The organism is Lysobacter sp. N42 (assembly GCF_004344885.1).
On the sequence record NZ_SKFB01000003.1, the window covers coordinates 369,163 to 394,570 of the forward strand.

Below are 25,408 nucleotides of genomic sequence, written 5' to 3' on the forward strand. Positions count from 1 at the left end.
CTCATGATTAAAAACCGAGCACGCATGTGCAACGAGACACGGTGATTCTATGAATGAAACTTCTGAACGTATATTAGTTGTAGACGACGACGTGCGGTTACGTGCGCTGCTAGAACGGTATTTAAGCGAACAAGGCTTTCAAGTTCGAGCCGTGGGCGACAGCGAGCAGATGGACCGGTTGCTTACACGGGAAACTTTTCACCTTATGGTGCTCGATCTTATGTTACCCGGTGAAGATGGCATTTCGATATGTAAACGATTACGCCAAAAAGAAAATAACCTACCTATTATTATGCTGACGGCAAAAGGCGACGACGTAGACCGTATAATTGGTTTAGAGGTTGGCGCTGACGACTACATGCCAAAGCCATTCAATCCTCGTGAATTACTGGCTCGGGTAAAAGCTGTATTGCGTCGTCAAGTTCGTGAAGCACCGGGCGCTCCGAGTGGTGAAGACCGCGTCGTGGAATTTGGCAATTTCTGGTTCAATATGGGGACTCGGGAACTGCGTAAAGGCGATGAAGTGATTACCTTAACCAGTGGCGAATTTGCGGTGTTGAAATCGTTAGTGAGCCACCCGCGCGAGCCGCTTTCGCGTGACAAGTTGATGCACCTTGCACGTGGTAGAGATTACAGTGCAATGGAGCGTAGCATTGACGTTCAAGTGTCGCGGTTACGCCGAATTATCGAAACCGACCCAGCTAACCCTCGTTACTTACAAACCGTATGGGGCTTGGGTTATGTATTCGTACCCGACGGGGAGTCGGCGCATTAAATGACGTTGCTGCCAAGAACAGCCTTTGCCAGAACAATAGCACTGCTTGCATTACTGCTGGTTGTTAACCAAATATTGTCGTACGTCATGATCACCATTTATGTGGTGAAACCGAGCGTGCAGCAGCTCAGTTATTTGGTGGGTAAGCAAGTACAAACCCATGAACTTATCGCCGAGCAGCGCTTGCTGCCGAATATGCGACAGCGTTACCAGGATATTTCAGGTGTTGAAGAACTCTCTTTGCAGCAAGCTGAAGAAGCTGGTGTTCGCCAAGCTGCACCTTATAGCTTTTTAGCCACTGAAATGGCTCGTGTCATGAAAAAGCCGGTTTCAGTAAGAATTAGTGACACTGCCCCCATGCAGATATGGATTCAAACCGAAGGGCAAACCGGCTGGTATCGCATTCCTATGACAGGAATAGATCAAGGCCAGTTCTCTCCATTGCTTTTCTATCTAGTTCTTATTGGGACGCTGAGTGTTGCGGGTGGCGCTTGGTTTGCGCGTTGGTTAAACCAACCGTTACGTAATTTACAGCGAGCGGCGCAAGACTTGAGCCGAGGTATATATCGCGGTGAATTAGACGAGCTAGGTGCAACCGAAATTATCAACGTTACCCGCGCATTTAATAAAATGTCGCGAGGAATTCAGCAATTAGAAGACGACCGCAACTTGTTACTTGCAGGTATTTCCCACGACTTACGAACGCCGTTAACGCGAATTCGTTTAGCTGCAGAAATGATGGCGGACAAAGACCATGTGTTGTGGGACGGTGTCGTACAAGACATTGACGACATGAATTCGATTATCGACCAGTTTGTCGACTTTGTACGCTCGCCAGATGTGAAAGATTTTGAGAAAGCGAATTTAAACGAGCTCGTACATGACGTGGTACTTACCAGTGAGTACACCGACGAACAAAGCATTGAACTTGATCTTGAACGCAATTTACCCGCGGTCATGATGCAGCCCACTGCTATAAAACGTGTGCTCATGAACTTAGTTGTGAACGCACAGCGCTATGGCGCGCCACCGATAACCATTCATACGGGCTCGACTAAGCGCGTTGGAAATACTGACGCCGCGGGCGTTTTCCTAGAGGTGTGTGACCGCGGTGAGGGCATACCCGAGGACAAGCTGAAACGAATGTTTGAGCCTTTTACGCAGGGAAATAGCGCTCGTGGTGGTGAAGGTTCGGGCCTAGGGCTCGCAATTGTGAACCGGTTCGTCGACTTGCATCGCGGCGCGTTAGAAGCGACCAACCACCCGGGCAAAGGTTTTTGTATTCGTATTGAGTTACCGTCTAAGCCCGACCTGATGGAGCAAGCCGGGCCCCAAGACTAAATAGGTGCGACTCGGTTCACTCCATTGAGTGCCGCCACCCGGTATGCCTCTGCCATGGTTGGATAATTAAACGTGGTATTAATAAAGTAATTAATATTATTACCGCCGTTCTTTTGTTCCATAATGGCCTGCCCGATGTGAATAATTTCCGAAGCCCGCTCGCCGAAACAGTGAATGCCTAAAATTTCGAATGTCTCTCTGTGGAATATTAGTTTTAGGCAGCCAACGTGTGAATCAGCAATTTGTGCGCGCGCAAGGTGTTTAAACTGTGCACGGCCCACCTCATAGGGAATATTGTCGGCGGTAAGTTGCTCTTCTGTGGCTCCCACCGAACTAATTTCAGGAATGGTATAAATTCCCGTGGGGATGTCTGAAACAAGCTTGGAGTCGCATTGACCGTCGAGTACTGCGGTAGCTGCAATTCGCCCCTGGTCATAAGCGGCGCTCGCTAAACTCGGGTAGCCAATAATGTCACCAACCGCATAGATATTGTCCACAGCGGTGCGATAGTTAGCGTCTACCTCTAGCTGTCCGCGGTAATTTGCTTTTAACCCCACCGCTTCAATATTTAGCTGTTCAATATTGCCCGAGCGACCATTTGCGAACAGAAGGCAGTCGGAAAACATTCTCTTGCCTGAAGTTGTGGTAAGCACCACACCGTCTTCTCGACCTTCGATTGAGTCGAACTCCTCGCCATGGCGAATAACCACGCCGCTGTTGCGTAAGTGATAACTCAGTGCGTCAGAAATTTCTGTGTCGAGAAATGAAAGTAAGCGTTCACGGTTATTGATTAGGTCGACTTTTACACCCAACCCCCGAAAAATACTTGCGTATTCACAGCCAATTACACCTGCACCGACAATTAAAATAGAGCGCGGTTCGTGCTTCAAAGAAAGCACAGTGTCGGAGTCGTAAATACGTGGGTGCGAGAAGTCTACACCTGGTGGTCTGTAGGGGCGAGAACCCGTTGCAATGACCACATTCTTGGTGTGAATAATGTCGATTGAGCCGTCTGGTCGTGAAATGGCTAAATGGTTTTTATCTTGAAAACTAGCCTTGCCATGTATAACGGTTACACCATTTCGAACATAGAACGAACTGCGCAAAGAAACTTGTTTGCGAATAACGCCCTCAGCATGTTTGAGAATTTCAGAGAATGTAAGCTGGGTAGGCATTTCGCCGCGCGCAAATAAGGGGCTGGCGTTGTATTCGGTTAAACGGCTCACCGAATGGCGTAGGGCCTTTGAGGGAATGGTGCCCCAGTGCGTACAGCCACCACCAAGTCTGGGGTATGCTTCAATAATTGCGACACTTTGATGGCGCTTCGCTAACATCATTGCCGCACCCTCGCCGGCAGGTCCGGAGCCGATCACTACAGCGTCGAAGTTGGCGGTGACATTGTCTTTCTTCGCATTTTGGCTCATAAGTGGCGCAAATCCTTTGTTTTTTCTAACATGATCATAAGCATAAGACGGTTCTGGTTATTCGCCAAGTTTTGGTAACTCTGCGAAGCTTGCAACAGCGGGGTGACGTGCAAATGTTTTAGCCGGTTGTTGGCTGTCAGGTTTTGTTATACCCAAGGTGTATTCAATGCCAAACCGTTTTGCACTGTCTAAGATATGCTCTCCGTCGTCCACAAATAGTGTGCGTTTTGGGTTAAAAGAGAGCGTTTCAGAAAGACCTTGCCAAAGTTCGTTGAACTCTTTGCAGTAACCAAATTCATGCGTAGAGAACTGCTGAGGTATCCACTCTTTCAAATGTGTGAACTCATTTTTCAGCGCGAGTGCGTCTGGGTGAGCGTTCGTTAACAACGCTACTTGTTTGTTGCTCGCCTTAAGCTGCTTCAAGAAGTTCATCGCGTCTGGCCGGTATTTAATTTTTTCAGTCATTTCTCGCTTTAGCTGGCGAACCGGCAGTGAAAGCGTTCGTTCCCAGTAATCGAGACAATACCAGTTGAGTGTTCCGGCTACCTCGGTAAAAGCTTTATTCAGGAATTCTTGCGCTTCCCCGTGATCAATATTGTGGTGTTTTGCATAGGCTAAAGGTAAATAGTCTACCCAAAAATAGTTGTCATAATGGAGGTCTAGAATCGTACCGTCCATGTCGAGAAGAATAGTGTCTATGTTTTGCCAGTTCAGCATGGGTTTTCTCGATGATTTAATTTAGTGTATGTTTAGAGAGTTCACGGAATAAGAGCGCAGTATTATGGCCGGCAAACAAATACCAACCATCCTCTCACGCCAAATTGTAGCGAAAAGTCGCTTATTACGCATCGAGTCTATCGACTTGAAGTTTAGTAATGGAGAATTACGGCAATATGAACGCATGCAAGGCAGCGGGCGCGGTGCAGTTATGGTTGTACCGTTTATCGATAACGACACTATGTTACTTGTGCGCGAATACGCCGCAGGCCTGCACAATTACCAACTTGGCTTCCCGAAAGGTCTTATCGATCCGGGGGAAACGCCCGAGCAAGCTGCGGATAGAGAATTGAAAGAAGAGATTGGCTATGGCGTGAAAAAGTTGGTGCCCATGAAAAGCGTAACTATGGCTCCTGCATTTTTCTCAGCGTCTATGCACCTTTATGTCGGTCTTGATCTATACTCAGAGAAGCTACCCGGCGATGAACCCGAACCATTGGAAATTGTGCCGTGGAGCGTGAACAATATAGATGAACTCCTCGTTCAACCTGACTTTACCGAAGCGCGAAGTGTCGCTGCATTACTTTTAATGCAAAGGTGGCGAGAACAAGGCAATATAAATAACGGAAGCAGTAGTTAAGAAGGGGGCTTTATGAACCCACCTCAATATTGGCCTGAAGAACACCTAGCTCATTTGTCGGCAGAGGTTGCCGACATTGCCTCTGCTGTCGGTAAAAAAATCCTCGCGTTGCAAGGCGAGGGCAAATTCGACGTAGAAACAAAGGCAGACGATTCCCCTGTCACTAGTGCCGATCTCATGGCGAGCGAATTCATTAGTGAACACTTACATAACCTAAACCCTTCTTTGCCTGTGCTTACGGAAGAGTCGTTAGTCGACTGGTCGGTGCGTAGAGACTGGTCGAGCTATTGGTTAGTTGACCCGTTAGATGGCACCCAAGAATTTATTTATGGCTCTGGTGACTTTGCCGTGAGTATTGCCCTTATCCATTACGATATGCCAATTCTCGGCGTGATTTACTGGCCAGCGGAAGACGCATTGTATACCGCAGCAGCTGGGCAAGGAGCCTGGCGACTACAAAAGGGTGTTCATCAAAATATTAGTGTTCGTAGGCTAGACACTCCGCAGTCAGACAGTATTAAAGTCGCTCTCAGTCGGCGCCAACCAACCGAAAGAATTCTTTCACGCATGAGCTCAGGCGATCGAGACATAGAGCACGTTTACACTGGAAGTTGTGCTTTGAAGTCTTGCCTGGTAGCAGAAGGTACAGCCGATTGCTTCGTTCGCGTTGGTGAAACTGGTGAGTGGGACACAGCGGCGGCACAAATATTGGTGGAAGAGGCGGGCGGAAGTTTGGTGGACGAGTCTTTTCGGCCCTTGAAATATAACCGCAGTGCACAACCGAAGAATCCCAACTTTTTAGTATTGGGTGACCCTAGAATCGATTGGCAGGATATTTTACCTCAAGGCATAGCGCCCGAATCGTCATAGCTGTCGGCAGGAACAATATGCGCCGTTTCATGTAATTCAGACCATACAATAATGGCTTTGCCTTCCTGTAACTGCCGTTTCACCTGTGCCACCTTGGTTTCTAAAGACACATCTTGTTCGCCGTACTCAGTGCCTTCCATCAATACAAACTGTTCCACAAGGGCGTCTAACGTTTCGGTTTCAAGTTCTTGCCAAGGGATTTTCATTGCCAGCTACCTCGCCTTAATTTCAGAACCGAACCATCGCATAATACGACCGGGTAACCAAGGCTTGGCCGCTCCTTCGTGCTGGGTAATAAAACCAACATGCCCACCATGTCGGTGCATCTCGTAATGAACTTGGGGGCTTAAGTCTTCTGATGAAGGAATAACTTCTTGGCTCATTAAAGGATCGTCTTGAGCATGAATCACTAGGGTGGGCGTAGTAATGTTTCTTAGGTATTGTTTGCCGCTACACTTTTCATAGTATTCATTCGCACCTTGAAAACCATGTAACGGCGCGGTTACGCAGTCATCAAACTGTGGAAAGTCTTTGCAGGTTAGTAGCTTCCGTGGATTTAAGTCGAGAACGTCTGAAAAAATACCCAACTCCAATTTTTGATACGTTTTTTGCTTCAAACTGTTGAGTAAGTGGTTGCGATATACCCGAGAGAACCCTTTGTTCATTCTCAGTGACGAGGAGGCTAAATCCAATGGCGGACATACAGCAACAGCTCGTTGAATAGGGGGATTCTCCACGCGCCCTAGTAAATTCACGAGCATGTTTGCGCCAAGACTGAATCCTGCTGCGTGAATAGGACGGTTCGGGTATTTATCTGCGATATGTTGCAATGTATGTAGGGGATCTTCATATGCGCCAGAATGGTATGCAACCGGAGTTTTGTTCAACCTTCCCGAGCATGTTCTAAACTGCATGACTACAGCGTCGGCGCCTTGCTCAACACTCGTGATTGCAAGTTGATCGGCGTAGGCCGACTTAGCGCTACCCTCTAAACCATGAAAAATAACTACTATTGGGGCATCTGCTTGAGTTTTTGCGCCTTTTAGCCACGCCAGGTCAAGCTCGTCTCCGTCTGGGGTAGGTAATATTTCAATATCAAATTTCGCACGTGGCTGGTAGCGACTTATGCGTGACCAAAGGGTTTGCAGGTGCGCGCTCTTCAACCATGGATGAGGTTTGAAATGTTCAGAAACATTTGTGTCATTGCAACTTGGTACACTGGTTTGCATAATTTAAGGTTCACTTTATTCCATTAATGACCAGGGTTTTACTATGTTATTTTCCATGCGAAGTTACGTTATTCTTATTGCCTTCGCGCTTGTTTTAGCGGGCTGCTCTAAGCAACCTGTAGCGCCGGAGTCTGGCGAACCAGACATCTATACCAGCCCTTATGACGAGCGTGAGTATCGCACACTTACACTCGAAAATGGATTGCGTGTGTTATTGGTTAGCGACACTGAAACTGAGAAAGCTGCAGCAGCATTAGCAGTTGGTGCGGGAAGTATGCAAAACCCAGACAGCCAACTTGGCCTTGCGCACTTTCTAGAGCACATGCTCTTCTTAGGTACGGAAAAATATCCTGATCCGGATGAGTACAGCGAATTTATGTCGCGCCACGGCGGCACGCACAATGCCTATACCGCTGATGATCTCACAAACTACATGTTCGAGATTAATAACGACGCTTTGCCTGAAGCGTTAGACCGCTTTTCTGACTTTTTCAAAGCACCTCTGTTCACCGCTGAATATGTTGAAAAGGAAGTGAATGCAGTGAACTCGGAATGGTCGATGCAACGTGCAAACGACGGTTTCATTCTATTTGCATTGAACAACCGTACGTTAAATCCAGACCATCCTATTGCGCGTTTCCGTATTGGTAATAACGAGTCTTTGGGCGACAAGCCAGACAGCAACTTGCTTGAAGCCATGGTGGAGTTTTACGAGCGTTATTACTCTGCAAACTTAATGACTGCAGTAGTGTTAGGTAATCGTTCTCTTGACGAACTTGAGCAACTAGCTCGTGGCTCATTCTCGGACATTCCTAACTTTGACGCTGCGGTAGACCCGATTACAGCTCCACCAGTAACGGAAGCTCAGAATCAGCAGCTTATTTATTACAAGCCACAAGTGGAAACGCGTACGCTACTTCTAGACTTCACCATTCCTGAAGTGTCGGAGTATTTTGCGAATAAACCACAAGGCTTGGTGAGTTACCTCATCAGCTCTGAAATGCCGGGCACTCCTGCTGCACTTCTCCGTGAAGGCGGACTTATCGAGTCGTTAAGTGCTTGGGGTGAGGCCAACAACTATGGCAATGCAGGCCGTGTTCGTGTAGCGCTAGAGCTTACCGAGCAAGGTTATGCGCAAAAAGAGCTAGTGTTAGGTTTATTGTTCCGCTATTTCGACATGCTACGTGAAACAGGCGTAGACGAAGCTTACGTAAGCGAGCTACGTACTGTGTTGAACAACGAATTCCAATTCTTGAGAAAACAAGAAGCCTTTGGTTATGTTTCTCAGCTTGCAGCCGCTATGCAAGAGGTACCGACCCAGCACGCTATCGACGCCGACTATCGGTTAGACAGTTTCAATGCAGAAGTTACCCAGTCAGTTCTAGAGGCTGTGCGTCCAGAAAACGCACGTATTTTTGTGGTAGCGCCTGATGTTGAAACCGACCAACAGATGCATTTCTTTGACGGTCAGTATCGTATTGCGGATCTTTCTAACGAAATGATTCAGTCATGGAAGGATATGGCAGCTCAGGTTCCGATTAATTTGCCTGCCGTGAACCGCTTGCTACCTGAAGACTTGAGCTTAGTGACTGGTGAAGTGCAAGCTCAACCACAAACGATTATTGATGAGCCGGGTTTAAGCTTGCTTTATCAGCGTAGCGAACGCTTCGAAGAACCTCGTGCGTCGGTATTTGTAGACTTCTACCAACCTACATTCGAGTGGAGTTACGAAGAGCGCGTAGCTGCAAGTATGTTACTTGATGCCTTTAACTTGAGTGAGCGTGGTTTTTCTCGTGAAGCAGGTATTGCGGGCGTCGGCTTTTCACTGTCTTTCGGACAAGGATTACAGCTAAGACTTAACGGCTTCAATGACAAACAAGCAGAGCTTGCGAATATGTTGTTAACCCGATTTGTTGAGTTTGAGATGACAGCTGAGCAATTCGCAATGGTTCAAGACCGTCAGCGCCGTAGCATTATGAATGAATTGGTGGCACGCCCACTGAATCGTTTGTTCCCAGCTTATCAACGCTCGGTACGACCTGACTTCTTGAGTCATCAGCAGCGTTTGGCTCGTGTGATGTCGATACAGCCGGAGTTACTCAATACTGTTAAAGCTAAGCTGTTAGGCGACGTTTCTGTACGGGCATTGGTTTACGGTAATCACACGGCAGAAGACGCGACTGCATTAGTGCGCGACGCAGCTAACTTTGTTACGCCGAGTGCGGAAATAACTTACCAAGAGCACACGCCGATTCGTGAGTTTGGGTCTGACTTCCCGTTGAGCTATCAAAATAATACTCAATTGGACGATTCTGCTGTTTTACAAGCGCACTTTGTGGAAGACGAGTCGATTCAGGCGCGTTTATCTATGCAGTTGCTTTCAGAATTGCTTCACACTCGTTTCTTTAATCAATTAAGAACGGAAGAGCAGCTTGGTTATGCAGTGGGCGTAACGAACTTAAGCCTGCAGGAGAACCCAGGTTTGGCTATGTACATTCAAAGCCCAGTTCGTGGTCCTGCTCCGTTGGTGGATCGCTTCAATGCATTTATAGATGATGCGACAACATTTGTAGCGGAACTAGAAGACCAACGTTTTGAAGAAACCAAAACTGCGTTAAGAAGTAGTTTAGAGCAGCCTCCACAAAGCCTTGGTGAAGAAGCTGGTTTGGTGGTTTCTGAATGGCGTAGAGAAGAGCCGAATTACAACCGCCGTGAAGAGTCGCTTGCGGCTTTAGACCAACTTACAAAAGCGCAGCTACAAACTTACTTCACAACCTTGGTTGCAGGCGACCATGCCGCACGTAATCAGGTACGCATTGAGTTTCGTGGTGCGAACTTTACAGACATTCCATTCTCTGCAACTGAGCAGTGGACACAAATGCCTGTAAATGCGGGTACAGAGTAAGAGGTTATTCTGAACTTGCGGCTTGAACTTGTTCTTCAAGCTCAAGCCATTGTTCTTCAAGTAAAGCGAGTTGGTTTTCCAGCTCGCTTTGTTGTTTAAAGTGCTCAGACAATGCTTCTGGTGAAGCAGTTTGGTAAAGGTCGGACGCACTTAATACTTCATTCACCGTATCCAGCTTCGCTTGCGTACTTTCCATGTCCTTCTCAACTTTCTTAAGCTTGTCTTTCAATGGTTTGAGTTGTTGTCTTTTTACTGCGGCGGCTTGCCGTTGTGCTTTCTTGTTGGTGTCAGACTTTTCCTCTGCCTTTGAATTTGAGAACAGTAAAGGGTTGTCTTGTAACCATGTGCTGTAATCGTCTAAGTCACCTTTAAAGGCGCTAACTTGCCCTTGGTTCACCAAGTAGTAGTCGTCGACTGTGGTGCGCAAGAAGTGGCGGTCGTGCGAAACGACAACGATTGCGCCTTCAAACTCTTGCAATGCTGCAACCAAGGCTTCCCGCATATCTAAATCTAGGTGGTTTGTCGGTTCATCTAAAAGGAGCAAGTTAGGTCGCTGATAAACTAGCATCGCCAACACTAATCGAGCCTTTTCCCCTCCGGAAAACGGCCCAACCGGTTCAAAAGCTCGATCACCTTTAAAGCCAAAACGGCCTAAGTAGTCACGAATAGCTTGGTCGCTCGCCTTGGGGTCTATGCGTTGAATATGAAGCGCGGCTGAGCCTTCTAGATCAAGCGTTTCAAGTTGGTGCTGAGCAAAATAGCCGATCACTAGACCTTGGTTAACTTCGCGCTCACCCTGTAACGGTTGTAACTCGCCCGCAAGTAGCTTGGTTAACGTCGACTTACCTGCACCGTTGCGACCGAGTAAACCGATACGACTGCCAGGAACCAGGTTAAAGTGAATGTCGTGCAAAATAACAGTGTCACCATATCCAGCCTGCACCTTTTCCAAGTGAATCAGCGGGTTGGGTAGCTTGAGCGGCTTGGGGAAACTTAGGTCGTAACTTACAGAGGCATCGATAGGTGCTGTTGCAGTAAGCTTCTCTAGTGCTTTCAAACGACTTTGCGCTTGCTTCGCTTTACTTGCTTTCGCGCGAAAGCGGTCCACAAAGCTTTGCAAGTGAGCGCGTTTTTCTTGCTCTTTTTGGTACTGCTGATGTTGCTGACTAATGCGTTCTGAGCGCTGGCGCTGGAAGCTGGTGTAATCGCCTTGATAGGCAAAAATTTGTTGCTGCTCAATATGTAAAATATGCGTCACGATGCCGTCTAAGAAGTCGCGGTCATGCGAAATAACAATCACGGTTCCTGGAAATACTTTTAACCACGACTCGAGCCAAACAATAGTGTCGAGGTCGAGGTGGTTGGTTGGTTCGTCGAGTAGTAGTAGGTCAGAGCGAGCAATTAACGCCTGGGCGAGGTTTAATCGCATTCTCCAGCCACCGGAAAATGACTTAACCGAATGCTGAATTTGGTCGGGGGTAAAACCAAGCCCATCTAATAATGAAGCTGCCCTTGCTTCGATTTGATAACCACCGATGGCGTCTAGTTTGGCATGCAGCTGACCGATTTGTTCACCGTCGTTATTATGTTCTGCCAACTCCAGAGCGTGCCGAGTTTGGATATATTCTTGGTCGCCCTGAATAACGTAGTCTTTAGCACTGACTTCCAGTGCGGGTGTTTCTTGTGCAACACTTGCAATACGCCAAGTCGCAGGCAGGTTCAATGTGCCGTCGTCTTCTTTTAGTTCGCCTTTAAGCAATGCAAATAGCGAAGACTTACCAGTGCCGTTCGCGCCTACTAAACCAACCCGTTGCCCCGGGAAAATAGTGAACTTCGTGTCGTTGAGCAACGTTTTGTGTCCGCGAATAAGTTGTAACTGTTCGGCTTGAATCATAATGCGTGGCTAATGGCTTCGTGAATAGTGTGAAAGAGCGCATGATACTTTGTCTGCAGCGAAAATTCATTCGCGCTACAATACAAGTTAGGCAGTATTTTTAATAAAGCGTGGTTTTCATGAGAAAAAGATTTATCGCAGGGGCAACTTGCCCTGAATGCAAAGCACAAGATTCGATGATGCTTTACGTAGAAAATGAACGGGAAATGGTTCGTTGCGTAGAGTGTGACTTCTTAATGAAAGAGCCTCAAGAAGCGGTACATGAAAAAACGGGAACGCAACAAGATCAAGTCATTGGCATTTTCAAACCTGAATAGTAAATACCATGGATACGTTACGCACTGACCATTTACCCCTAGAGCTTTATAGCGCGGCACAAGTTAGAGAGCATGAGCAGGAAGCGGCTGAACGCTGCGAATTAAACATGTGGCAGCTCATGGAGCGTGCTGGAAAGGCAGTGTGTGAGTGTTTACGCGGTGCTTTTCCTCCGCCTTTGCGCGTCTCGGTGCTTTGCGGCTCAGGAAATAACGGTGGCGATGGTTATGTGGCTGCGTTGTGCGCTCAGCGAGAAGGTTATGACGTTTCCGTTTTTGCGAACAAAGAACCACAATCTGAAGATGCCAAAAGAGCGCGTAGCCTATGGGTGGAAGCCGGGAACACAGTTCTTCCCCTTGGTGATTGGTCAGAATTAAAGGCTGATGTAGTGATCGACGCTCTCCTGGGCACAGGGTTAAGCGATAGCGTACGCGGTGTTTATAAAGACGTTATTGAGCAGCTTAACGAAAAGCGCCTCCCCGTTATTGCTGCAGACATTCCCAGTGGTTTAGATGCAAATCATGGTGTACCCCTAGGGGCCGCTGTTAAGGCGAGACACACGGTGTCTATGGTGGCGTTAAAAACGGGTTTGTATTGTGGCGCCGCAAAAGGTTTTGTTGGGCAGTTACATCTTGCCGGTTTGGGCGTTTTAGAAGCGTTCCGTGAAATTGTTCCAGAAAGTGCAGTTCGACTTGATCAACGACTGCTTGCAACCTATTTACCGGCAAGAAAGCAAGACGCGCATAAAGGTAGCTCGGGCCATGTGGTTATTATTGGTGGCGCCCCGGGAATGGCTGGCGCAGCAGGAATGGCTGGCGTAGCTGCCATGAGAGCTGGAGCCGGAAAGGTATCAGTGATATGCGCGCAAGGACAGTCGGGTCAATGCGCAATAAGCCCTGAGTTAATGGTACGAGAAGGTGATGCGCAAAGCACTGAGTTACGCGAGCTGGTTAGCCGTGCAGATATTGTTGCTATCGGTCCAGGGCTCGGACAATCTCAATGGGCAAAGGGATGGTTCGATTGGATCGTTGCTTCTGATAAAAGCCTTGTTGTAGATGCTGATGCATTGAACTTGTTGGCAACACGAACGGTCAGAAAAGATAACTGGGTACTTACGCCGCACCCCGGCGAGGCGGCTCGCTTGTTAGCCTGGAAAACGTCTGACATACAGGCAAAGCGCCAAGAAGCGGCTGAGCAAATACAGAAAAGGTTCGGTGGTACGGTTGTGCTTAAGGGCGCGGGAACTCTAGTACAACACAATGAGCATTTATCTGTATGTCAGTGCGGCACACCTGCGCTGGCGACTGCGGGTAGTGGAGATATATTAACCGGTGTTATTGCTGGAATTTGGGCGCAAGCCAATGCTTTGGGCGTGAGCCAAGAACAGGCTGCACAAATAGGCGTTGTTGCTCATGCTCTTGCAGGTGAAAATGCTGCAAAAGGCAAGACTCGTGGCATAATAGCGTCAGATTTATTCGCTGAGCTCGTTAACGCAGTGAATCCAGAATTAGCGTAAAAGGCAGAAGTACGACGTATGAATATGAGCAAACGGGTTTTTCTTGCGAAAGAAGCTGACACCGTAGCTTTAGGGAAAAGTATCGCGGCTGGTATTAACCAAGCTATTGTGATTACGTTACATGGCGGTCTGGGCATGGGGAAAACCACGCTGAGCCGCGGCATTATTCAGTCGTTAGGGCATGACGGTGCCGTGAAAAGCCCAACTTATACTTTGGTTGAGCCCTACGAGTTGAGTGACTGGAAGGTTTATCATTTTGACTTGTATCGGTTAGCTGACCCTGAAGAACTTGAATTCATGGGAATCAGAGATTATTTTGCTCATGACACTATAAGTTTAATAGAGTGGCCAGAGCGAGGTTATGGCGTGTTACCAGAGCCTGACTTATCTATTGAGTTGACGTCGGTTGCACAAGACAACGGGGATATTTGCCGAGAGGCGAAGCTAGAAGCTTTCACAGAAGTAGGGAAAGCAATACTTGAAGCAATATAAGAAGAACAGCTAAAAGTGACTACCATGATTCGCGCTATCTACAGTCAAAGTTGCATTATAATTTTTTTGCTACTCAGTTGTGTATGGGTGGCAGAGGCTTCTGCGAACACAATTCATGACGTTCGTGTGGGCGTGCACCAAGACAAAACACGCGTTGTTTTTGAGTTAGGGGCAAACCCAGACTATACCTACTTCACACTATACGACGGTGGTCCTCATCGAGTCGTTATTGATTTTAATGAAACCTCGTACAACTTTGCGCTAACGTCGATTACCACCAATTCGTTGTTACTTGAACGTATTCGCCCAAGTACACCACCGGAAAGCAGCACATCTAGAGTTGTATTAGACGTTAACCAACCCATCGAACCTAATATTCAAGTATTGGAACCCAATGGTGATGGAAACTACCGTTTAGTTGTCGACCTTCCTGGGCAGTCGGTTATACCTGAGCGCTCACAGCGTGTGGTGCGCACCGCGGAGCATAGTGAGCTTCGCCCTGTCGTTATTGCCGTAGATGCCGGGCATGGTGGTCGTGACCCTGGTTCAGTAGGGCCGACAGGTAAATATGAGAAGCATGTAACACTTGCGGTAGCAAAATATTTAGCTGATTTAATTGATGCAGACCCGTCTATGGAAGCGGTTCTTACTCGTACCGGAGACTACGGTGTTTCATTAGCGCAGCGTGCACGCCTAATTCGTCAAGCGCATGCCGACTTCGTTATTTCCGTTCACGCCGATGCGTTCACATCTCCAGAACCTCGTGGAGCGTCGATCTGGACGTTATCACCGCGTCGAGCCAACACAGAGTTTGGTCGTGCGCTGGAAGACCGAGAACGTTTATCTGATGAGCTATTTGAATTAGATGAAGCCGCTCAACGTGAGAGTGACCCGTACCTTGTTGAAACGCTTTTAGACATGAGACGAAAAGACTCTATGTCAGATGGGCAACGCGCTGCTGAAACCATTTTAGAGCGTTTAAGCCGAGTGACTGACTTACACAGAAGAGAGCCTCAAGGCGCAAGTTTAGCGGTGTTGAGTAATATTGGAACCCCTTCTGTGTTGGTTGAGCTAGGGTTTATTTCTAACCCGCAGAAAGAAAGAATGTTGACCTCAAGAGATCATCAGCGAGTGTTAGCGCGTTCACTTTACGAAGGCATTCGTGCGAATTTTATTCTGTATCCTATCGAAGGCACAATTTTAGCGAACCAGCGTATTCATACGCACGTTGTAGAAAGTGGTGAGAGCTTGTCGGTTATCGCTGCCCAATACAATACGTCGGTTGCAGCCATTATGCAGCACAATGGACTAGCAGACTCAATGTTAAGAGTTGGCCAAGAACTACAGATTCCAGCGTCTTAAACTCGCCCTAAACCATGGCTTAAAAAAATAATGTCTATTCAAAAGTTGCCAATTCAACTGGCGAACCAAATTGCAGCAGGAGAAGTGGTAGAAAGGCCGGCCTCTGTGGTTAAAGAATTGGTAGAAAATAGTATTGACGCGGGTGCTACTGAGATTCAAATTGATATTGAGCGCGGCGGACACCGACGTATACGCATTCGCGACAATGGCTCGGGAATTTTAAAAGACGAGCTTACGCTGGCGCTAAGCCGCCATGCGACCAGTAAAATAACTACTTTAGACGACTTAGAGGCGATTCTAAGTCTCGGTTTTCGTGGTGAAGCATTAGCGAGTATTAGTTCGGTTTCAAGGCTCACGCTAACCTCTAAAACCGAAGAACAAGAAAGTGCGTGGAAAGCGTTTTGCGAAGGTCGTGACATGGATGTGCACGTTGAACCGGCCTCGCACCCAACCGGAACGACAGTAGACGTAGAAGATCTATTCTTCAATACACCCGCACGCCGTAAATTCTTGCGCACTGAAAAAACAGAAATGAGCCACATCGACGAAGTGATTCGCAGAATAGCACTCGCTCGACCAGATATTGGCTTTAAGCTTACTCATAATGGGCAAACCAGCAAACACTTCCCGAGAGCCAAAAGTGCTGAGCCTTCCAGCCAGCGTGTTGCCAAAGTAATCGGTGGACGCTTTATGGAAGAGTCGGTGAAGTTGGAAAGCGAAGTAGGCGATTTGCATGTGAATGGCTGGGTGGCTCCTGCCTCGGTTTGTCGGCACCAGCAAGATGTTCAGTATTTTTATGTGAACGGCCGCATGATGAAAGATAAGTTACTTAACCATGCGGTTCGTCAGGCTTATGGTGAAACACTTGCTGAAGATCGTTTTGCTACTTACGTGCTTTATCTTACTTTGCCTGCAAATCAGGTGGACGTGAATGTTCACCCAGCGAAGCATGAGGTGCGTTTTCATCAGTCACGCCAAATTCATGACTTCGTGTTAAGTGCTGTTAGGACGGTATTGAGCGACAGTGAGCATACCGAACAGCCGGCTGCAAGCCACGACTATCAGCCTCCTGACCCGTCTATTTATCAACAAGCCAGCCATAGCGGCTCCCAAGTGCGCACAGGTGCCCCCGCGGGCGCAGGTTATTCGGCTCGTCCGCAATCACCGCCGAAACAGGCCGTTGAAACTTGGTCGCGTATGATGGCATTACCGGCGCAAAGTACAGAGCGTTGGACACCGGTGTATTTGCTCTCTGGAGCTGTACTTATGGTGAAAGGCGACGAGGTCGGTGTAGTTCCAACCGGCGCGATTAGCAGTCAACATGAGTTACAAAAGCTGAAAGAAAAACTTGCGGTGGGGCTGGCAGGTCAGCCTCTATTGCTGCCAACTCAGTTTGAATATGACCAAATGGCAACGGTGCTCACTGACTTCCACCAGCAGTTAAGTTTATTAGGCATCGAGTTGCGCCAAGTTTCGGCGTCACGCGCAGCTATATTGAAAGTGCCTGCGTTACTTCGTCATACGGCGTTAGCGCAAACATTGCCCCAACTGTTAAGCCTTTTACAAGCTAGCAGTTCCGACATACACCTTACAGAGCGCCTCGATGTACTAGAATGGTTGGCAAGCGAAGCGGGTGCTAAATCTTTGTCGTTGGAGCAACTCAATGAGGCTTGGCAAGCGATACCTGTCGATCAGAAACCAACGGTAAACACACTTGCTTGGCAAGATCTTGTGTTCGGAAATGCTGAATAAAGGCAAAGCTGTGAATTTAGAGCAAGGTGTAATTTGTATTAGTGGTCCAACGGCTGCAGGTAAAACTTCACTTGCGATGGAGCTATTTGATCGCTTTCCGTGTGAAATTGTAAGCGTTGACTCAGCGCTTATTTATCGCGGCATGGATATTGGCACAGCTAAACCTACCGCCGAAGAACTTGAGCGTTACCCACATCATTTAGTGAATATTTTAGACCCGCTTGAGAGCTACTCGGCGGCAGACTTTGCGAGCGACGCAGAAACACTTATTCACGACATTCGGGCGCGTGGTAATACACCCGTTCTTGTGGGTGGAACCATGCTTTATTACAAGGCTCTACTTGCGGGTATGTCTCAGCTGCCGACGGCAAACCAAGAGGTACGCCAAGAGATACAGGAGCGTGCAGACTCTTTGGGTTGGCAGGTTTTATACGATGAACTCAAAGCGTTCGATCCTACAAGTGCAGAGCGGATACATCCAAACGATCCGCAGCGACTTATGCGAGCGCTTGAGGTGTATAAGCTTAGTGGCAAGTCGTTAACCGAGCTGACCGCAGAGCAAAAGCCCGGACTTGCCCTACCTACGTGGCAAATTGCTGTTGCCCCACAAGACAGAAGCATTTTACATAAGCGCATTGAGCAACGCTTCGATCTGATGCTGGCGGACAACTTCCAACAAGAAGTGGAAGCGTTAAGAGCCAGAGGAGATTTGCATTTAGATCTTCCGTCTATGCGTTGTGTGGGGTATCGCCAAATGTGGCAATACCTCGACGGTGAAATGGACTATGACACGATGCGGGAGAAAGGAATTATAGCCACACGGCAACTGGCGAAAAGGCAAATGACCTGGTTGCGATCTTGGCCAGCGCTAAACTGGATAGATCCTTTACAAGGATCTATTTTGGATCATGCCTTGAAAATACTTCAAGAAGCCCCGACTTCTGTCGATGTATGGAAAGCGAAGTAGTCTAGCGATCGTCATAGTGACAACTGGATAAAAATCAATCATCTTGATGATCCAAATAACGACAAAATAGCTATTTTATTGCTACACTACTAAACGTCGCTTCACATATCGTTTTGTGAAAGTGCGTGAATAATTCTAATAACAATGCAGGAAACGAATATGGCTAAGGGACAAACGTTGCAAGATCCGTTCTTGAATGCGCTAAGAAGAGAACGAATCCCAGTGTCAATTTACCTTGTGAACGGAATCAAGTTACAAGGTCAAATCGAATCATTCGATCAGTTTGTGGTGCTACTGAAAAATACAGTTAGCCAGATGGTGTACAAACATGCAATTTCAACAGTGGTTCCTGCTCGTATTCCGAGTCAGTATCCGCCTCAAAACGGACAAGAGCACGACGAAATTAACGAACATCTGTAAGTCAGGTGTAGGAGTAGGCTTGCTTGTTTGATAGGTACGAAGGTAGTGAGCAAGCCGTTCTGGTTCATGTTAATTTCGCCGCTGAGGCGGCTAGAGAAGATTTAGAAGAACTGAAGCTTCTAGTCTCTTCTGCCGGTGTCGAAACTGTTGGTGTAGTTACCGCGTCTAGAAATTCTCCAGATGCTCGGCTTTTTATTGGTTCCGGAAAGGCCGAAGAAATAGCGTCGCTTGTTAAAGCAGTCGACGCAGGTGTTGTGATATTCAATCATGCACTATCACCTTCCCAAGAGCGTAACCTTGAACGTGTATTTGAATGTCGTGTAATCGACCGTACGGGTCTCATTCTTGATATTTTTGCACAACGCGCCCGAACCCATGAAGGGAAGCTGCAAGTTGAGCTTGCTCAGCTTCGACATATTTCTACCCGCTTAATTCGAGGTTGGACTCACTTAGAGCGCCAAAAAGGTGGTATCGGGTTACGAGGCCCGGGGGAAACCCAGTTAGAAACAGACCGTCGTTTGTTGCGGGAGCGCATTAAAAATATTCTACGTAGATTAGAAAAAGTAGAGAAGCAGCGCGAGCAAGGGCGTAGGTCTAGAAAGCGTGCTGAAATTCCCACGTTAGCGTTGGTCGGTTATACCAATGCGGGTAAGTCGACATTGTTTAATATGCTTACTGAAGCGGATGTTTATGCTGCGGACCAATTATTTGCGACGCTCGACCCGACGTTACGGAAGTTCGACTTAGGCGATATTGGACCAGTTATTTTTGCAGACACGGTTGGTTTTATTCGCCACCTCCCCCATGATCTTGTAGCGGCTTTTAAAGCAACGCTTACCGAAACGAGAGACGCCGACGTACTTATTCACGTGGTGGATGCATTCGACGAGCGCAGAGATGAAAACCAGCGCGAAGTGAATAGCGTATTGGAAGAAATAGAAGCCAATGAAGTTCCGCAATTATTGGTATTTAACAAGCTCGATCTTATGGAAGGTGTAGCACCACGAATCGATTACAATGATGAGGGTGTGCCGGAGCGGGTTTGGGTTTCTGCAGTTACAGGCGAGGGGCTAGATTTACTTCGCCAAGCATTGCATGAACGTTTGGCACCGCACATGGTCGAAACAACGTTGCGTGTGCCGCCGATGGAAGGCAAATTAAGAAGTAAATTGTATGCGCTACAATGTGTGCAGGAAGAGCAGGCAAACGAGCGAGGAGATATGTTAATATCGGTACGAATGCCTGACGTAGAGTGGCAAAAATTAAAAAAACAGTTTGGCGAAAAACTGCAACAGATTATCAATTAATCAGTAGAAACTTGGAGTAATCAATGGCCTGGAATGAACCGGGGAATGGCGGCAAAAAAGACCGCGACCCTTGGAATAACAACCAAGGTGGTAATAATCAGGGGCCTCCTGACTTAGATGAAGCGCTCAAAAATATGATGAGCAAACTTGGCTTAGGTGGCAATAAAGGCGGCGGACGTAGCGGCCAAAAGAATTCTGGATTTGGTGGCAAGAGCATTGGACTTCTTGTCGCCTTGGCTGTGGTAATTTGGTTTATTTCCGGATTCTACACCGTTAAAGAAGCAGAGCGTGGCGTAGTTCAACGCTTTGGTGCGTATTACGCGGAAGTAGGTTCTGGTTTACATTGGCGTCCTCGTTTCATTGACACTATCACCAACGTTGACGTGAACAACATTAGTTCACAACAAACACAGGGTTCAATGCTGACAGAAGACGAGAACGTAGTGAACGTGGAAATGGGCGTTCAGTACCGAATTACCAACCCTCGCGCATACTTGTTCAATGTAGAAAGCCCGGAATCGAGCTTGTCACAGTTAACTGACAGTGCGTTGCGTTATGTAATTGGCCACAACACGATGGACAACATCTTAACCGTAGGTCGTGATGAAGTTCGTCAACAAACGCGTGAAATTATTGAAACCTTGGTAGAGCGTTACGGCATTGGTATTACCGTAGTGGAAGTCAACTTCCAAGGCGCAAGACCTCCAGAAGCTGTTCGCGAAGCATTTGACGACGCTATTCGTGCACAAGAAGATGAAGAGCGTTTCATTCGTGAAGCTGAAGCCTATGCGCGCCAAATTGAGCCAACAGCTCGTGGTCGTGTAAGACGTATGCTGCAAGAAGCACAAGCTTATAAAGAGCAGGTTACGCTTAGAGCGCAGGGTGAAGTGGCACGTTATAACGAGTTGCTACCTCAGTACCAAGCAGCGCCGCAAGTAACACGCCAGCGTATTTTCCTTGAAACACTAGAAAGAATTTATGCGAACAACGGCAAAGTGTTTGTCGACGTTGAAGGTGGAAATAACTTACTTTATTTACCGCTCGACAAAATCATGCAAAACCGCAGTAGCTTGAGTGACTCACCTGTTCCTATGTTGCCAGACAACAGCGGTGAAACTAGCACTAGCGATACTCGTTTAAATTCGCAGTCTTCAACACGCGACACTGGCCGCGACACCTCGCGTTATACCAACAGAGGAGTGAACTAATCATGAGAAACTTTATTATTGTACTTGTCGTGATTCTCGCTTTACTTGGTTTAACTTCGTTGTTTACTGTTGGCGAAGCACAGCGTGGAATCGTGATTCGATTCGGTAAGGTTGCGCAAGACGAGCAAGGGCAAGTGATTGTGTATGAACCAGGCTTGCACCTAAAACTTCCGTTTATTGACCGTATCGTAAAGTTAGATTCGCGTATCAAAACGTTGGACGGACAAGCAGACCGTTTCATTACCAGCGAAAAGAAAGACTTAATTGTTGATGCGTTCGTGAAATGGCGTATTACTGACTTTGCGACATACTACCTTTCAACTAATGGTGGTAACCAGCGTCAGGCTGAAGACTTGTTAACTCGCCGAATTAATACCGGTTTACGCGCGGAGTTTGGTTCTCGCACTATTCGCGAAATCGTTTCAGGTGAGCGTGACGAACTTATGGAGCAGGCGCTTATTCAAGCCGCAGAAGGCTCTAACGACCTAGGTATTGAAGTGCTAGACGTACGCGTGAAGCAGATTAACTTACCTACAGAGGTGAGTGACGCAATCTTCAACCGTATGCGTGCCGAACGCCAAGCTGTAGCTGGTGAGCACCGCTCTGAAGGTCGTGAGCAAGCTGAAATCATTCGTGCAGACATCGACGCTCGCGTTACCGTAATGATTGCGGACGCTGAACGTCAGTCGCGTCAGATTCGAGGTGAAGGTGATGCGGAAGCCGCTCGCATTTATGCAGAGGCTTATGGGCAAGACCCAGAGTTCTTCGCATTTATTCGTAGCATGGAAGCCTACACACACAGCTTCGGTAATGGCGACAGCATGTTAGTGATTAGTCCGGAAAGTGATTTCTTCCGCTATTTTAATGCGCTAGAAAGTGCCGCAGACTAAACTACAATTTAAAGAAAGATAAAGAAGGGGGCTTAGCCCCCTTTTTTAGGTGGATTACTCGAGGAATTTTCGGATGTACAAGCATTTATATAGTCGATTCTTAAAAGCCCGAGAAGGCTTTTTACACTGCGCTCCACATAGTCATTACTATTGGCCTGATGTAACACGTGACGCGCACATGGCTTATTGGGACGACTCTTCGAGAATGGCAGACGATAAGTGGGGCTATTTGTTTGCGGAAAAAGTACCTGCTGTGCAAGAAAAGATAGCGAACATTTTAAATGTCTCGAAACCTGCCCAAATTGTATTTGCACCGAATACTCATGAACTATTGTATCGGGCGCTTTCAAGTTTCCGCTATGGCAGAGACTTAGCAATTTTAACGACTGATAGTGAGTTCCATAGTTTTAACCGCCAAAGTAGACGCTTAGAAGAGCGCGGCAATGTGGAAGTAGTACGTGTGCCTACGGAGCCTTTTGACACATTTGCAGAGCGCTGGCGTACAGAAGTTGCAAGCCGCAGCTGGGACATGATTTTCATTAGCCAAATATTTTTCAACTCTGGTGTGGCTGCGCCTGCGCCGAGTGAGTGGTTAGACGATGTGCAAAATGACGACACGCTTATCATGGTAGATGGTTACCATGGTTTCGGAGCGATCCCTACCGACTGGCAACCGTACGAAGAGCGTTTGTTTTATTTAGCGGGTGGTTATAAATACGCCCAAGCTGGTGAAGGTTGTTGTTTTGCGGTCGTACCGAGCGCCCATGCCTATAGACCAGAATATACCGGATGGTATGCCGACTTTGGTAATTTAACTAACGCTCAGGAAGGGCAAGTGGGATACGCGGATGATGGTATGGCGTTCGCCGGCGCAACGATGGATTTGTCTGCGTTGTACCGCCTCGATGCGGTACTCACGATGTGGCAGCAAGAAGGACTTAAACCAGCGAAAATTAACGAATATGTAAGCACTTTAAAAGCGTCATTCCTAAAGCGGTTGGACGAACTTAACGACCCAAGAGTGAACAGAGACACGTTATTAGAGAATGGGTTAGAAACCCACGGTCACTTTTTCACGTTCAGGTGGGGAAGTGCGGAGGACGTCGCGACGTTAGCCGCACACCTACGAGAGCAGGGCGTTTTAACAGATTATCGTGACAATCGTCTGCGTTTTGGCTTTGGTCTTTACCACGAAACACAAGATTATCAGCAACTAAACTTTAATAGCGTTGCTAGCGATTAAAAAAGCTGCGAATTGGCGGCAAAATTCTGATAGAATCGCCGCCTGAAATTTTCCTTCAGGACAAAAAGCGAAGCCATGGGTAAGAATGTAGTGATTCTCGGCACTCAATGGGGTGACGAAGGTAAGGGTAAAATTGTTGATTTGCTGACCGACGAAGCAACGTACGTTGTGCGTTATCAGGGCGGTCACAATGCCGGTCATACACTTGTAATTGACGGTGAAAAAACCGTACTTCACCTTATTCCATCGGGCATTCTTCGCGATAACGTCATTTGCGTTATCGGTAACGGTGTGGTGTTGTCACCCGACGCGTTAATGGAAGAAGTTGAAATGCTAGAGAACCGTGGCATTCCAGTTCGCGAACGCTTACTTATTAGTGAGTCTTGCCCGCTTATTTTGCCTTATCATATTGCACTCGACCAAGCTCGTGAAAAGGCGCGTGGTAAGAAAGCAATCGGTACTACGGGGCGTGGTATTGGTCCTGCTTACGAAGATAAAGTTGCACGTAGAGCAATCCGCGTAGGGGATCTATTCCACCCAGTACGTTTAGAAGAAAAGCTACGTGAAGTACTAGAACAGCATAACTTTATGCTGACTAATTATTACAACGAAGAAGCCGTTTCGTTAGACGACGTGCTTGCACGCTGTAAAGAGCTCGTTGAAATCTTTAAGCCGATGATTGCTGACGTTCCGGGCCTATTGGAAAAGGCGCGCTGCGAAGGCAAAAACATTATGTTTGAAGGTGCACAAGGTACCTTATTAGACATCGACCACGGCACATATCCTTATGTAACAAGCTCTAACACCACTGCAGGTGGTGTTGCTACTGGTGCTGGCTTTGGCCCACGTTACCTTGATTATGTGCTGGGTATTGTGAAGGCGTACACGACACGCGTAGGTTCGGGACCTTTCCCAACAGAACTTGACTGTGATGTAGGCCAACACTTAGGTGTTAAAGGTCACGAGTTCGGTGCGACTACAGGTCGTAAGCGTCGTACTGGCTGGTTCGATGCAGTGGCAATGCGGCGCGCGGTTCAAATTAACTCGTTAAGCGGTTTGTGTTTAACCAAGTTAGACGTACTTGACGGGCTTGAAGAAATTAAGATTTGTACAGGTTACGAGCTAGCTAGTGGTGAAGTTACGGATTTACCACCAATGGCTGCTGAAGACTATGAAGTTGTAAAGCCAGTTTATGAAACTCTACCTGGTTGGAGCGAGCAAACTGAAGGTGTAACAGCTCATGCAGACCTACCTAATAATGCGCTTGCGTTTATCGCACGTATCGAAGCATTATTGGGTATTCCAGTAGATATTATTTCTACCGGACCAGATCGTGCAGAAACGATTGTTCTGCGCCATCCATTTAAAGCGTAATTTCGCAGCATAAAATTCGGATTTTATGCGTCTTTTTTGCACAATAGTTTCAATTTTTGAGCGGTTGTGACAAAAAACGAAAAAAAATGTGGGATCACAGTTGCAAGACCTTAAATGATCCCCTAGAATGCGCTCCACCTAATCGGGGTGCCGGCATAGCTCAGTTGGTAGAGCAACTGACTTGTAATCAGTAGGTCGGGAGTTCGACTCTCTCTGCCGGCACCAACTTTTTAGAAAAATCGGGGAGGGGTTCCCGAGTGGCCAAAGGGATCAGACTGTAAATCTGACGGCTCAGCCTTCGCAGGTTCGAATCCTGCCCCCTCCACCATTTTTTTATAGGTCCGAGGTAGCCCAGTTCTGAATGCGGGTGTCGTATAATGGCTATTACCTCAGCCTTCCAAGCTGATGACGCGGGTTCGATTCCCGCCACCCGCTCCATTAGAAATAAGCCGCATGCTGATATAGCTCAGTTGGTAGAGCGCACCCTTGGTAAGGGTGAGGTCGGCGGTTCAAATCCGCCTATCAGCACCAGGCTCATTTGTGCTATCCTCCCTATTTAATTTAAAATTTAAACGAATTTAATTTACAACCAAAGATCGCGTCCGTTGGGATCGCATAATCTGGAGAGAGGCTGTCATGGCTAAAGAGAAGTTTGAACGTTCAAAACCGCACGTTAACGTAGGTACAATTGGTCACGTTGACCACGGTAAAACTACTCTAACCGCTGCAATCACAACGGTTTTGGCAAAAACTTATGGTGGTGCTGC

At 47.4% G+C, this 25,408-nt stretch carries 23 protein-coding genes, 4 tRNA genes and 1 pseudogene; 23 read left to right on the plus strand and 5 right to left on the minus strand.

Features of this window, described 5'->3' with window-relative positions; genetic code table 11:
• Positions 1 to 49: 49 nt before the first annotated feature.
• Together ompR and envZ are read left to right on the plus strand one after the other, a co-directional pair.
• Complete coding sequence (gene ompR / locus EYQ95_RS09270) at positions 50 to 775, plus strand: two-component system response regulator OmpR (RefSeq protein WP_111915325.1); 726 nt, start codon at positions 50 to 52, stop codon at positions 773 to 775.
• Complete coding sequence (gene envZ / locus EYQ95_RS09275) at positions 776 to 2,116, plus strand: two-component system sensor histidine kinase EnvZ (protein ID WP_111915324.1); 1,341 nt, start codon at positions 776 to 778, stop codon at positions 2,114 to 2,116.
• Here the strand turns inward: envZ and sthA are convergent.
• Together sthA and yrfG are read right to left on the minus strand one after the other, a co-directional pair.
• Entirely contained in the window at positions 2,113 to 3,540 is a 1,428-nt protein-coding gene (gene sthA / locus EYQ95_RS09280; protein ID WP_111915323.1) for a Si-specific NAD(P)(+) transhydrogenase, read from the minus strand. The genes envZ and sthA overlap by 4 nt on opposite strands.
• A gap of 57 nt (positions 3,541 to 3,597) precedes the next feature.
• Positions 3,598 to 4,257 carry a GMP/IMP nucleotidase gene (gene yrfG, locus EYQ95_RS09285; RefSeq protein ID WP_111915322.1) on the minus strand — a complete coding sequence of 220 codons (660 nt, stop codon included), beginning with the start codon at positions 4,255 to 4,257 and terminating at the stop codon, positions 3,598 to 3,600.
• Positions 4,258 to 4,321: 64 nt separating this feature from the next.
• Here yrfG and nudE point away from each other — a divergent pair, with 64 nt between their 5' ends.
• Positions 4,322 to 4,897: an ADP compounds hydrolase NudE gene (gene nudE / locus EYQ95_RS09290; RefSeq protein ID WP_111915321.1), complete on the plus strand. Its 576-nt coding sequence runs from the start codon at positions 4,322 to 4,324 to the stop codon at positions 4,895 to 4,897.
• 12 nt (positions 4,898 to 4,909) lie between these two features.
• Positions 4,910 to 5,767 (plus strand): 3'(2'),5'-bisphosphate nucleotidase CysQ, encoded by an 858-nt coding sequence (cysQ, locus tag EYQ95_RS09295; RefSeq protein ID WP_111915320.1) that lies wholly within the window; start codon positions 4,910 to 4,912, stop codon positions 5,765 to 5,767.
• Here the strand turns inward: cysQ and EYQ95_RS09300 are convergent.
• Both EYQ95_RS09300 and EYQ95_RS09305 read right to left on the minus strand, forming a co-directional pair.
• Complete coding sequence (locus EYQ95_RS09300; RefSeq protein WP_111915319.1) at positions 5,740 to 5,973, minus strand: YheU family protein; 234 nt, start codon at positions 5,971 to 5,973, stop codon at positions 5,740 to 5,742. The genes cysQ and EYQ95_RS09300 overlap by 28 nt on opposite strands.
• A gap of 6 nt (positions 5,974 to 5,979) precedes the next feature.
• Positions 5,980 to 6,996, minus strand: coding sequence for a hydrolase (locus tag EYQ95_RS09305; RefSeq protein ID WP_111915318.1), 1,017 nt, complete (start codon positions 6,994 to 6,996; stop codon positions 5,980 to 5,982).
• A 43-nt stretch (positions 6,997 to 7,039) separates the two neighbouring features.
• On the opposite strand from EYQ95_RS09305, the gene EYQ95_RS09310 reads away from it, so the two are divergent.
• Positions 7,040 to 9,901 (plus strand): insulinase family protein, encoded by a 2,862-nt coding sequence (locus tag EYQ95_RS09310; RefSeq protein WP_111915317.1) that lies wholly within the window; start codon positions 7,040 to 7,042, stop codon positions 9,899 to 9,901.
• Positions 9,902 to 9,905: 4 nt separating this feature from the next.
• Here the strand turns inward: EYQ95_RS09310 and EYQ95_RS09315 are convergent, their stop codons facing one another.
• The gene (locus tag EYQ95_RS09315; protein ID WP_111915316.1) at positions 9,906 to 11,795 is read right to left on the minus strand and encodes an ATP-binding cassette domain-containing protein; all 1,890 of its coding nucleotides are present in this window, start codon (positions 11,793 to 11,795) and stop codon (positions 9,906 to 9,908) included.
• Between the two features lie 119 nt (positions 11,796 to 11,914).
• Between EYQ95_RS09315 and EYQ95_RS09320 the strand changes: the two genes are divergently transcribed.
• The 18 genes and pseudogenes from EYQ95_RS09320 to EYQ95_RS09400 all read left to right on the plus strand — a co-directional run.
• The gene (locus EYQ95_RS09320; RefSeq protein WP_111915315.1) at positions 11,915 to 12,112 is read left to right on the plus strand and encodes a YheV family putative zinc ribbon protein; all 198 of its coding nucleotides are present in this window, start codon (positions 11,915 to 11,917) and stop codon (positions 12,110 to 12,112) included.
• A gap of 8 nt (positions 12,113 to 12,120) precedes the next feature.
• On the plus strand, positions 12,121 to 13,626 hold the full coding sequence (locus EYQ95_RS09325) for an NAD(P)H-hydrate dehydratase (RefSeq protein ID WP_111915314.1): 1,506 nt from the start codon (positions 12,121 to 12,123) through the stop codon (positions 13,624 to 13,626).
• Positions 13,627 to 13,644: 18 nt separating this feature from the next.
• Positions 13,645 to 14,118, plus strand: a complete 474-nt coding sequence (tsaE, locus tag EYQ95_RS09330) for a tRNA (adenosine(37)-N6)-threonylcarbamoyltransferase complex ATPase subunit type 1 TsaE (RefSeq protein WP_165831965.1) — start codon at positions 13,645 to 13,647, stop codon at positions 14,116 to 14,118.
• A gap of 24 nt (positions 14,119 to 14,142) precedes the next feature.
• Positions 14,143 to 15,480, plus strand: coding sequence for an N-acetylmuramoyl-L-alanine amidase (locus EYQ95_RS09335; RefSeq protein WP_111915313.1), 1,338 nt, complete (start codon positions 14,143 to 14,145; stop codon positions 15,478 to 15,480).
• A 30-nt stretch (positions 15,481 to 15,510) separates the two neighbouring features.
• On the plus strand, positions 15,511 to 17,232 hold the full coding sequence (mutL, locus tag EYQ95_RS09340; RefSeq protein WP_111915312.1) for a DNA mismatch repair endonuclease MutL: 1,722 nt from the start codon (positions 15,511 to 15,513) through the stop codon (positions 17,230 to 17,232).
• Positions 17,222 to 18,199, plus strand: a complete 978-nt coding sequence (miaA, locus tag EYQ95_RS09345) for a tRNA (adenosine(37)-N6)-dimethylallyltransferase MiaA (protein ID WP_111915311.1) — start codon at positions 17,222 to 17,224, stop codon at positions 18,197 to 18,199. Before mutL ends, miaA begins: the two co-directional genes overlap by 11 nt.
• Positions 18,200 to 18,358: 159 nt before the next feature.
• A complete protein-coding gene (gene hfq, locus EYQ95_RS09350) occupies positions 18,359 to 18,619 on the plus strand; it encodes an RNA chaperone Hfq (protein ID WP_111915310.1) in 261 nt (86 codons plus the stop codon).
• 23 nt (positions 18,620 to 18,642) lie between these two features.
• Entirely contained in the window at positions 18,643 to 19,926 is a 1,284-nt protein-coding gene (gene hflX, locus EYQ95_RS09355) for a ribosome rescue GTPase HflX (protein ID WP_111915309.1), read from the plus strand.
• Between the two features lie 23 nt (positions 19,927 to 19,949).
• Positions 19,950 to 20,066: pseudogene (locus EYQ95_RS27160) on the plus strand (protease modulator HflK N-terminal domain-containing protein); the annotation flags it as partial.
• 99 nt (positions 20,067 to 20,165) lie between these two features.
• Positions 20,166 to 21,134, plus strand: coding sequence for an FtsH protease activity modulator HflK (hflK, locus tag EYQ95_RS09360; RefSeq protein ID WP_243699890.1), 969 nt, complete (start codon positions 20,166 to 20,168; stop codon positions 21,132 to 21,134).
• Between the two features lie 2 nt (positions 21,135 to 21,136).
• On the plus strand, positions 21,137 to 22,024 hold the full coding sequence (gene hflC, locus EYQ95_RS09365; protein WP_111915307.1) for a protease modulator HflC: 888 nt from the start codon (positions 21,137 to 21,139) through the stop codon (positions 22,022 to 22,024).
• Between the two features lie 205 nt (positions 22,025 to 22,229).
• Entirely contained in the window at positions 22,230 to 23,267 is a 1,038-nt protein-coding gene (locus EYQ95_RS09370) for an aminotransferase class V-fold PLP-dependent enzyme (RefSeq protein ID WP_207916310.1), read from the plus strand.
• A 75-nt stretch (positions 23,268 to 23,342) separates the two neighbouring features.
• Positions 23,343 to 24,641 (plus strand): adenylosuccinate synthase, encoded by a 1,299-nt coding sequence (locus tag EYQ95_RS09375; protein WP_111915305.1) that lies wholly within the window; start codon positions 23,343 to 23,345, stop codon positions 24,639 to 24,641.
• Positions 24,642 to 24,790: 149 nt separating this feature from the next.
• A tRNA-Thr gene (locus EYQ95_RS09380) sits at positions 24,791 to 24,866 on the plus strand.
• 18 nt (positions 24,867 to 24,884) lie between these two features.
• A tRNA-Tyr gene (locus EYQ95_RS09385) sits at positions 24,885 to 24,969 on the plus strand.
• A gap of 35 nt (positions 24,970 to 25,004) precedes the next feature.
• Positions 25,005 to 25,079, plus strand: a tRNA-Gly gene (locus tag EYQ95_RS09390).
• Positions 25,080 to 25,096: 17 nt separating this feature from the next.
• A tRNA-Thr gene (locus EYQ95_RS09395) sits at positions 25,097 to 25,172 on the plus strand.
• A gap of 105 nt (positions 25,173 to 25,277) precedes the next feature.
• Positions 25,278 to 25,408, plus strand: a 131-nt coding sequence (locus tag EYQ95_RS09400; protein ID WP_243699891.1) for a GTP-binding protein, incomplete at its 3' end; no start/stop codon positions are given.

Excerpts from the sequence above, each read along its gene's own strand:
- miaA (WP_111915311.1), top strand. The coding sequence starts at position 17,222 with ATGCTGAATAAAGGCAAAGCTGTGAATTTAGAGCAAGGTGTAATTTGT.
- EYQ95_RS09300 (WP_111915319.1), bottom strand. The coding sequence starts at position 5,973 with ATGAAAATCCCTTGGCAAGAACTTGAAACCGAAACGTTAGACGCCCTT.
- EYQ95_RS09370 (WP_207916310.1), top strand. The coding sequence starts at position 22,230 with ATGGCAGACGATAAGTGGGGCTATTTGTTTGCGGAAAAAGTACCTGCT.
- nudE (WP_111915321.1), top strand. The coding sequence starts at position 4,322 with ATGGCCGGCAAACAAATACCAACCATCCTCTCACGCCAAATTGTAGCG.
- EYQ95_RS09375 (WP_111915305.1), top strand. The coding sequence starts at position 23,343 with ATGGGTAAGAATGTAGTGATTCTCGGCACTCAATGGGGTGACGAAGGT.
- ompR (WP_111915325.1), top strand. The coding sequence starts at position 50 with ATGAATGAAACTTCTGAACGTATATTAGTTGTAGACGACGACGTGCGG.
- EYQ95_RS09310 (WP_111915317.1), top strand. The coding sequence starts at position 7,040 with ATGTTATTTTCCATGCGAAGTTACGTTATTCTTATTGCCTTCGCGCTT.
- EYQ95_RS09335 (WP_111915313.1), top strand. The coding sequence starts at position 14,143 with ATGATTCGCGCTATCTACAGTCAAAGTTGCATTATAATTTTTTTGCTA.
- sthA (WP_111915323.1), bottom strand. The coding sequence starts at position 3,540 with ATGAGCCAAAATGCGAAGAAAGACAATGTCACCGCCAACTTCGACGCT.
- EYQ95_RS09325 (WP_111915314.1), top strand. The coding sequence starts at position 12,121 with ATGGATACGTTACGCACTGACCATTTACCCCTAGAGCTTTATAGCGCG.
- EYQ95_RS09315 (WP_111915316.1), bottom strand. The coding sequence starts at position 11,795 with ATGATTCAAGCCGAACAGTTACAACTTATTCGCGGACACAAAACGTTG.
- mutL (WP_111915312.1), top strand. The coding sequence starts at position 15,511 with ATGTCTATTCAAAAGTTGCCAATTCAACTGGCGAACCAAATTGCAGCA.
- EYQ95_RS09305 (WP_111915318.1), bottom strand. The coding sequence starts at position 6,996 with ATGCAAACCAGTGTACCAAGTTGCAATGACACAAATGTTTCTGAACAT.
- tsaE (WP_165831965.1), top strand. The coding sequence starts at position 13,645 with ATGAATATGAGCAAACGGGTTTTTCTTGCGAAAGAAGCTGACACCGTA.
- EYQ95_RS09320 (WP_111915315.1), top strand. The coding sequence starts at position 11,915 with ATGAGAAAAAGATTTATCGCAGGGGCAACTTGCCCTGAATGCAAAGCA.
- envZ (WP_111915324.1), top strand. The coding sequence starts at position 776 with ATGACGTTGCTGCCAAGAACAGCCTTTGCCAGAACAATAGCACTGCTT.
- hfq (WP_111915310.1), top strand. The coding sequence starts at position 18,359 with ATGGCTAAGGGACAAACGTTGCAAGATCCGTTCTTGAATGCGCTAAGA.
- yrfG (WP_111915322.1), bottom strand. The coding sequence starts at position 4,257 with ATGCTGAACTGGCAAAACATAGACACTATTCTTCTCGACATGGACGGT.
- hflC (WP_111915307.1), top strand. The coding sequence starts at position 21,137 with ATGAGAAACTTTATTATTGTACTTGTCGTGATTCTCGCTTTACTTGGT.
- cysQ (WP_111915320.1), top strand. The coding sequence starts at position 4,910 with ATGAACCCACCTCAATATTGGCCTGAAGAACACCTAGCTCATTTGTCG.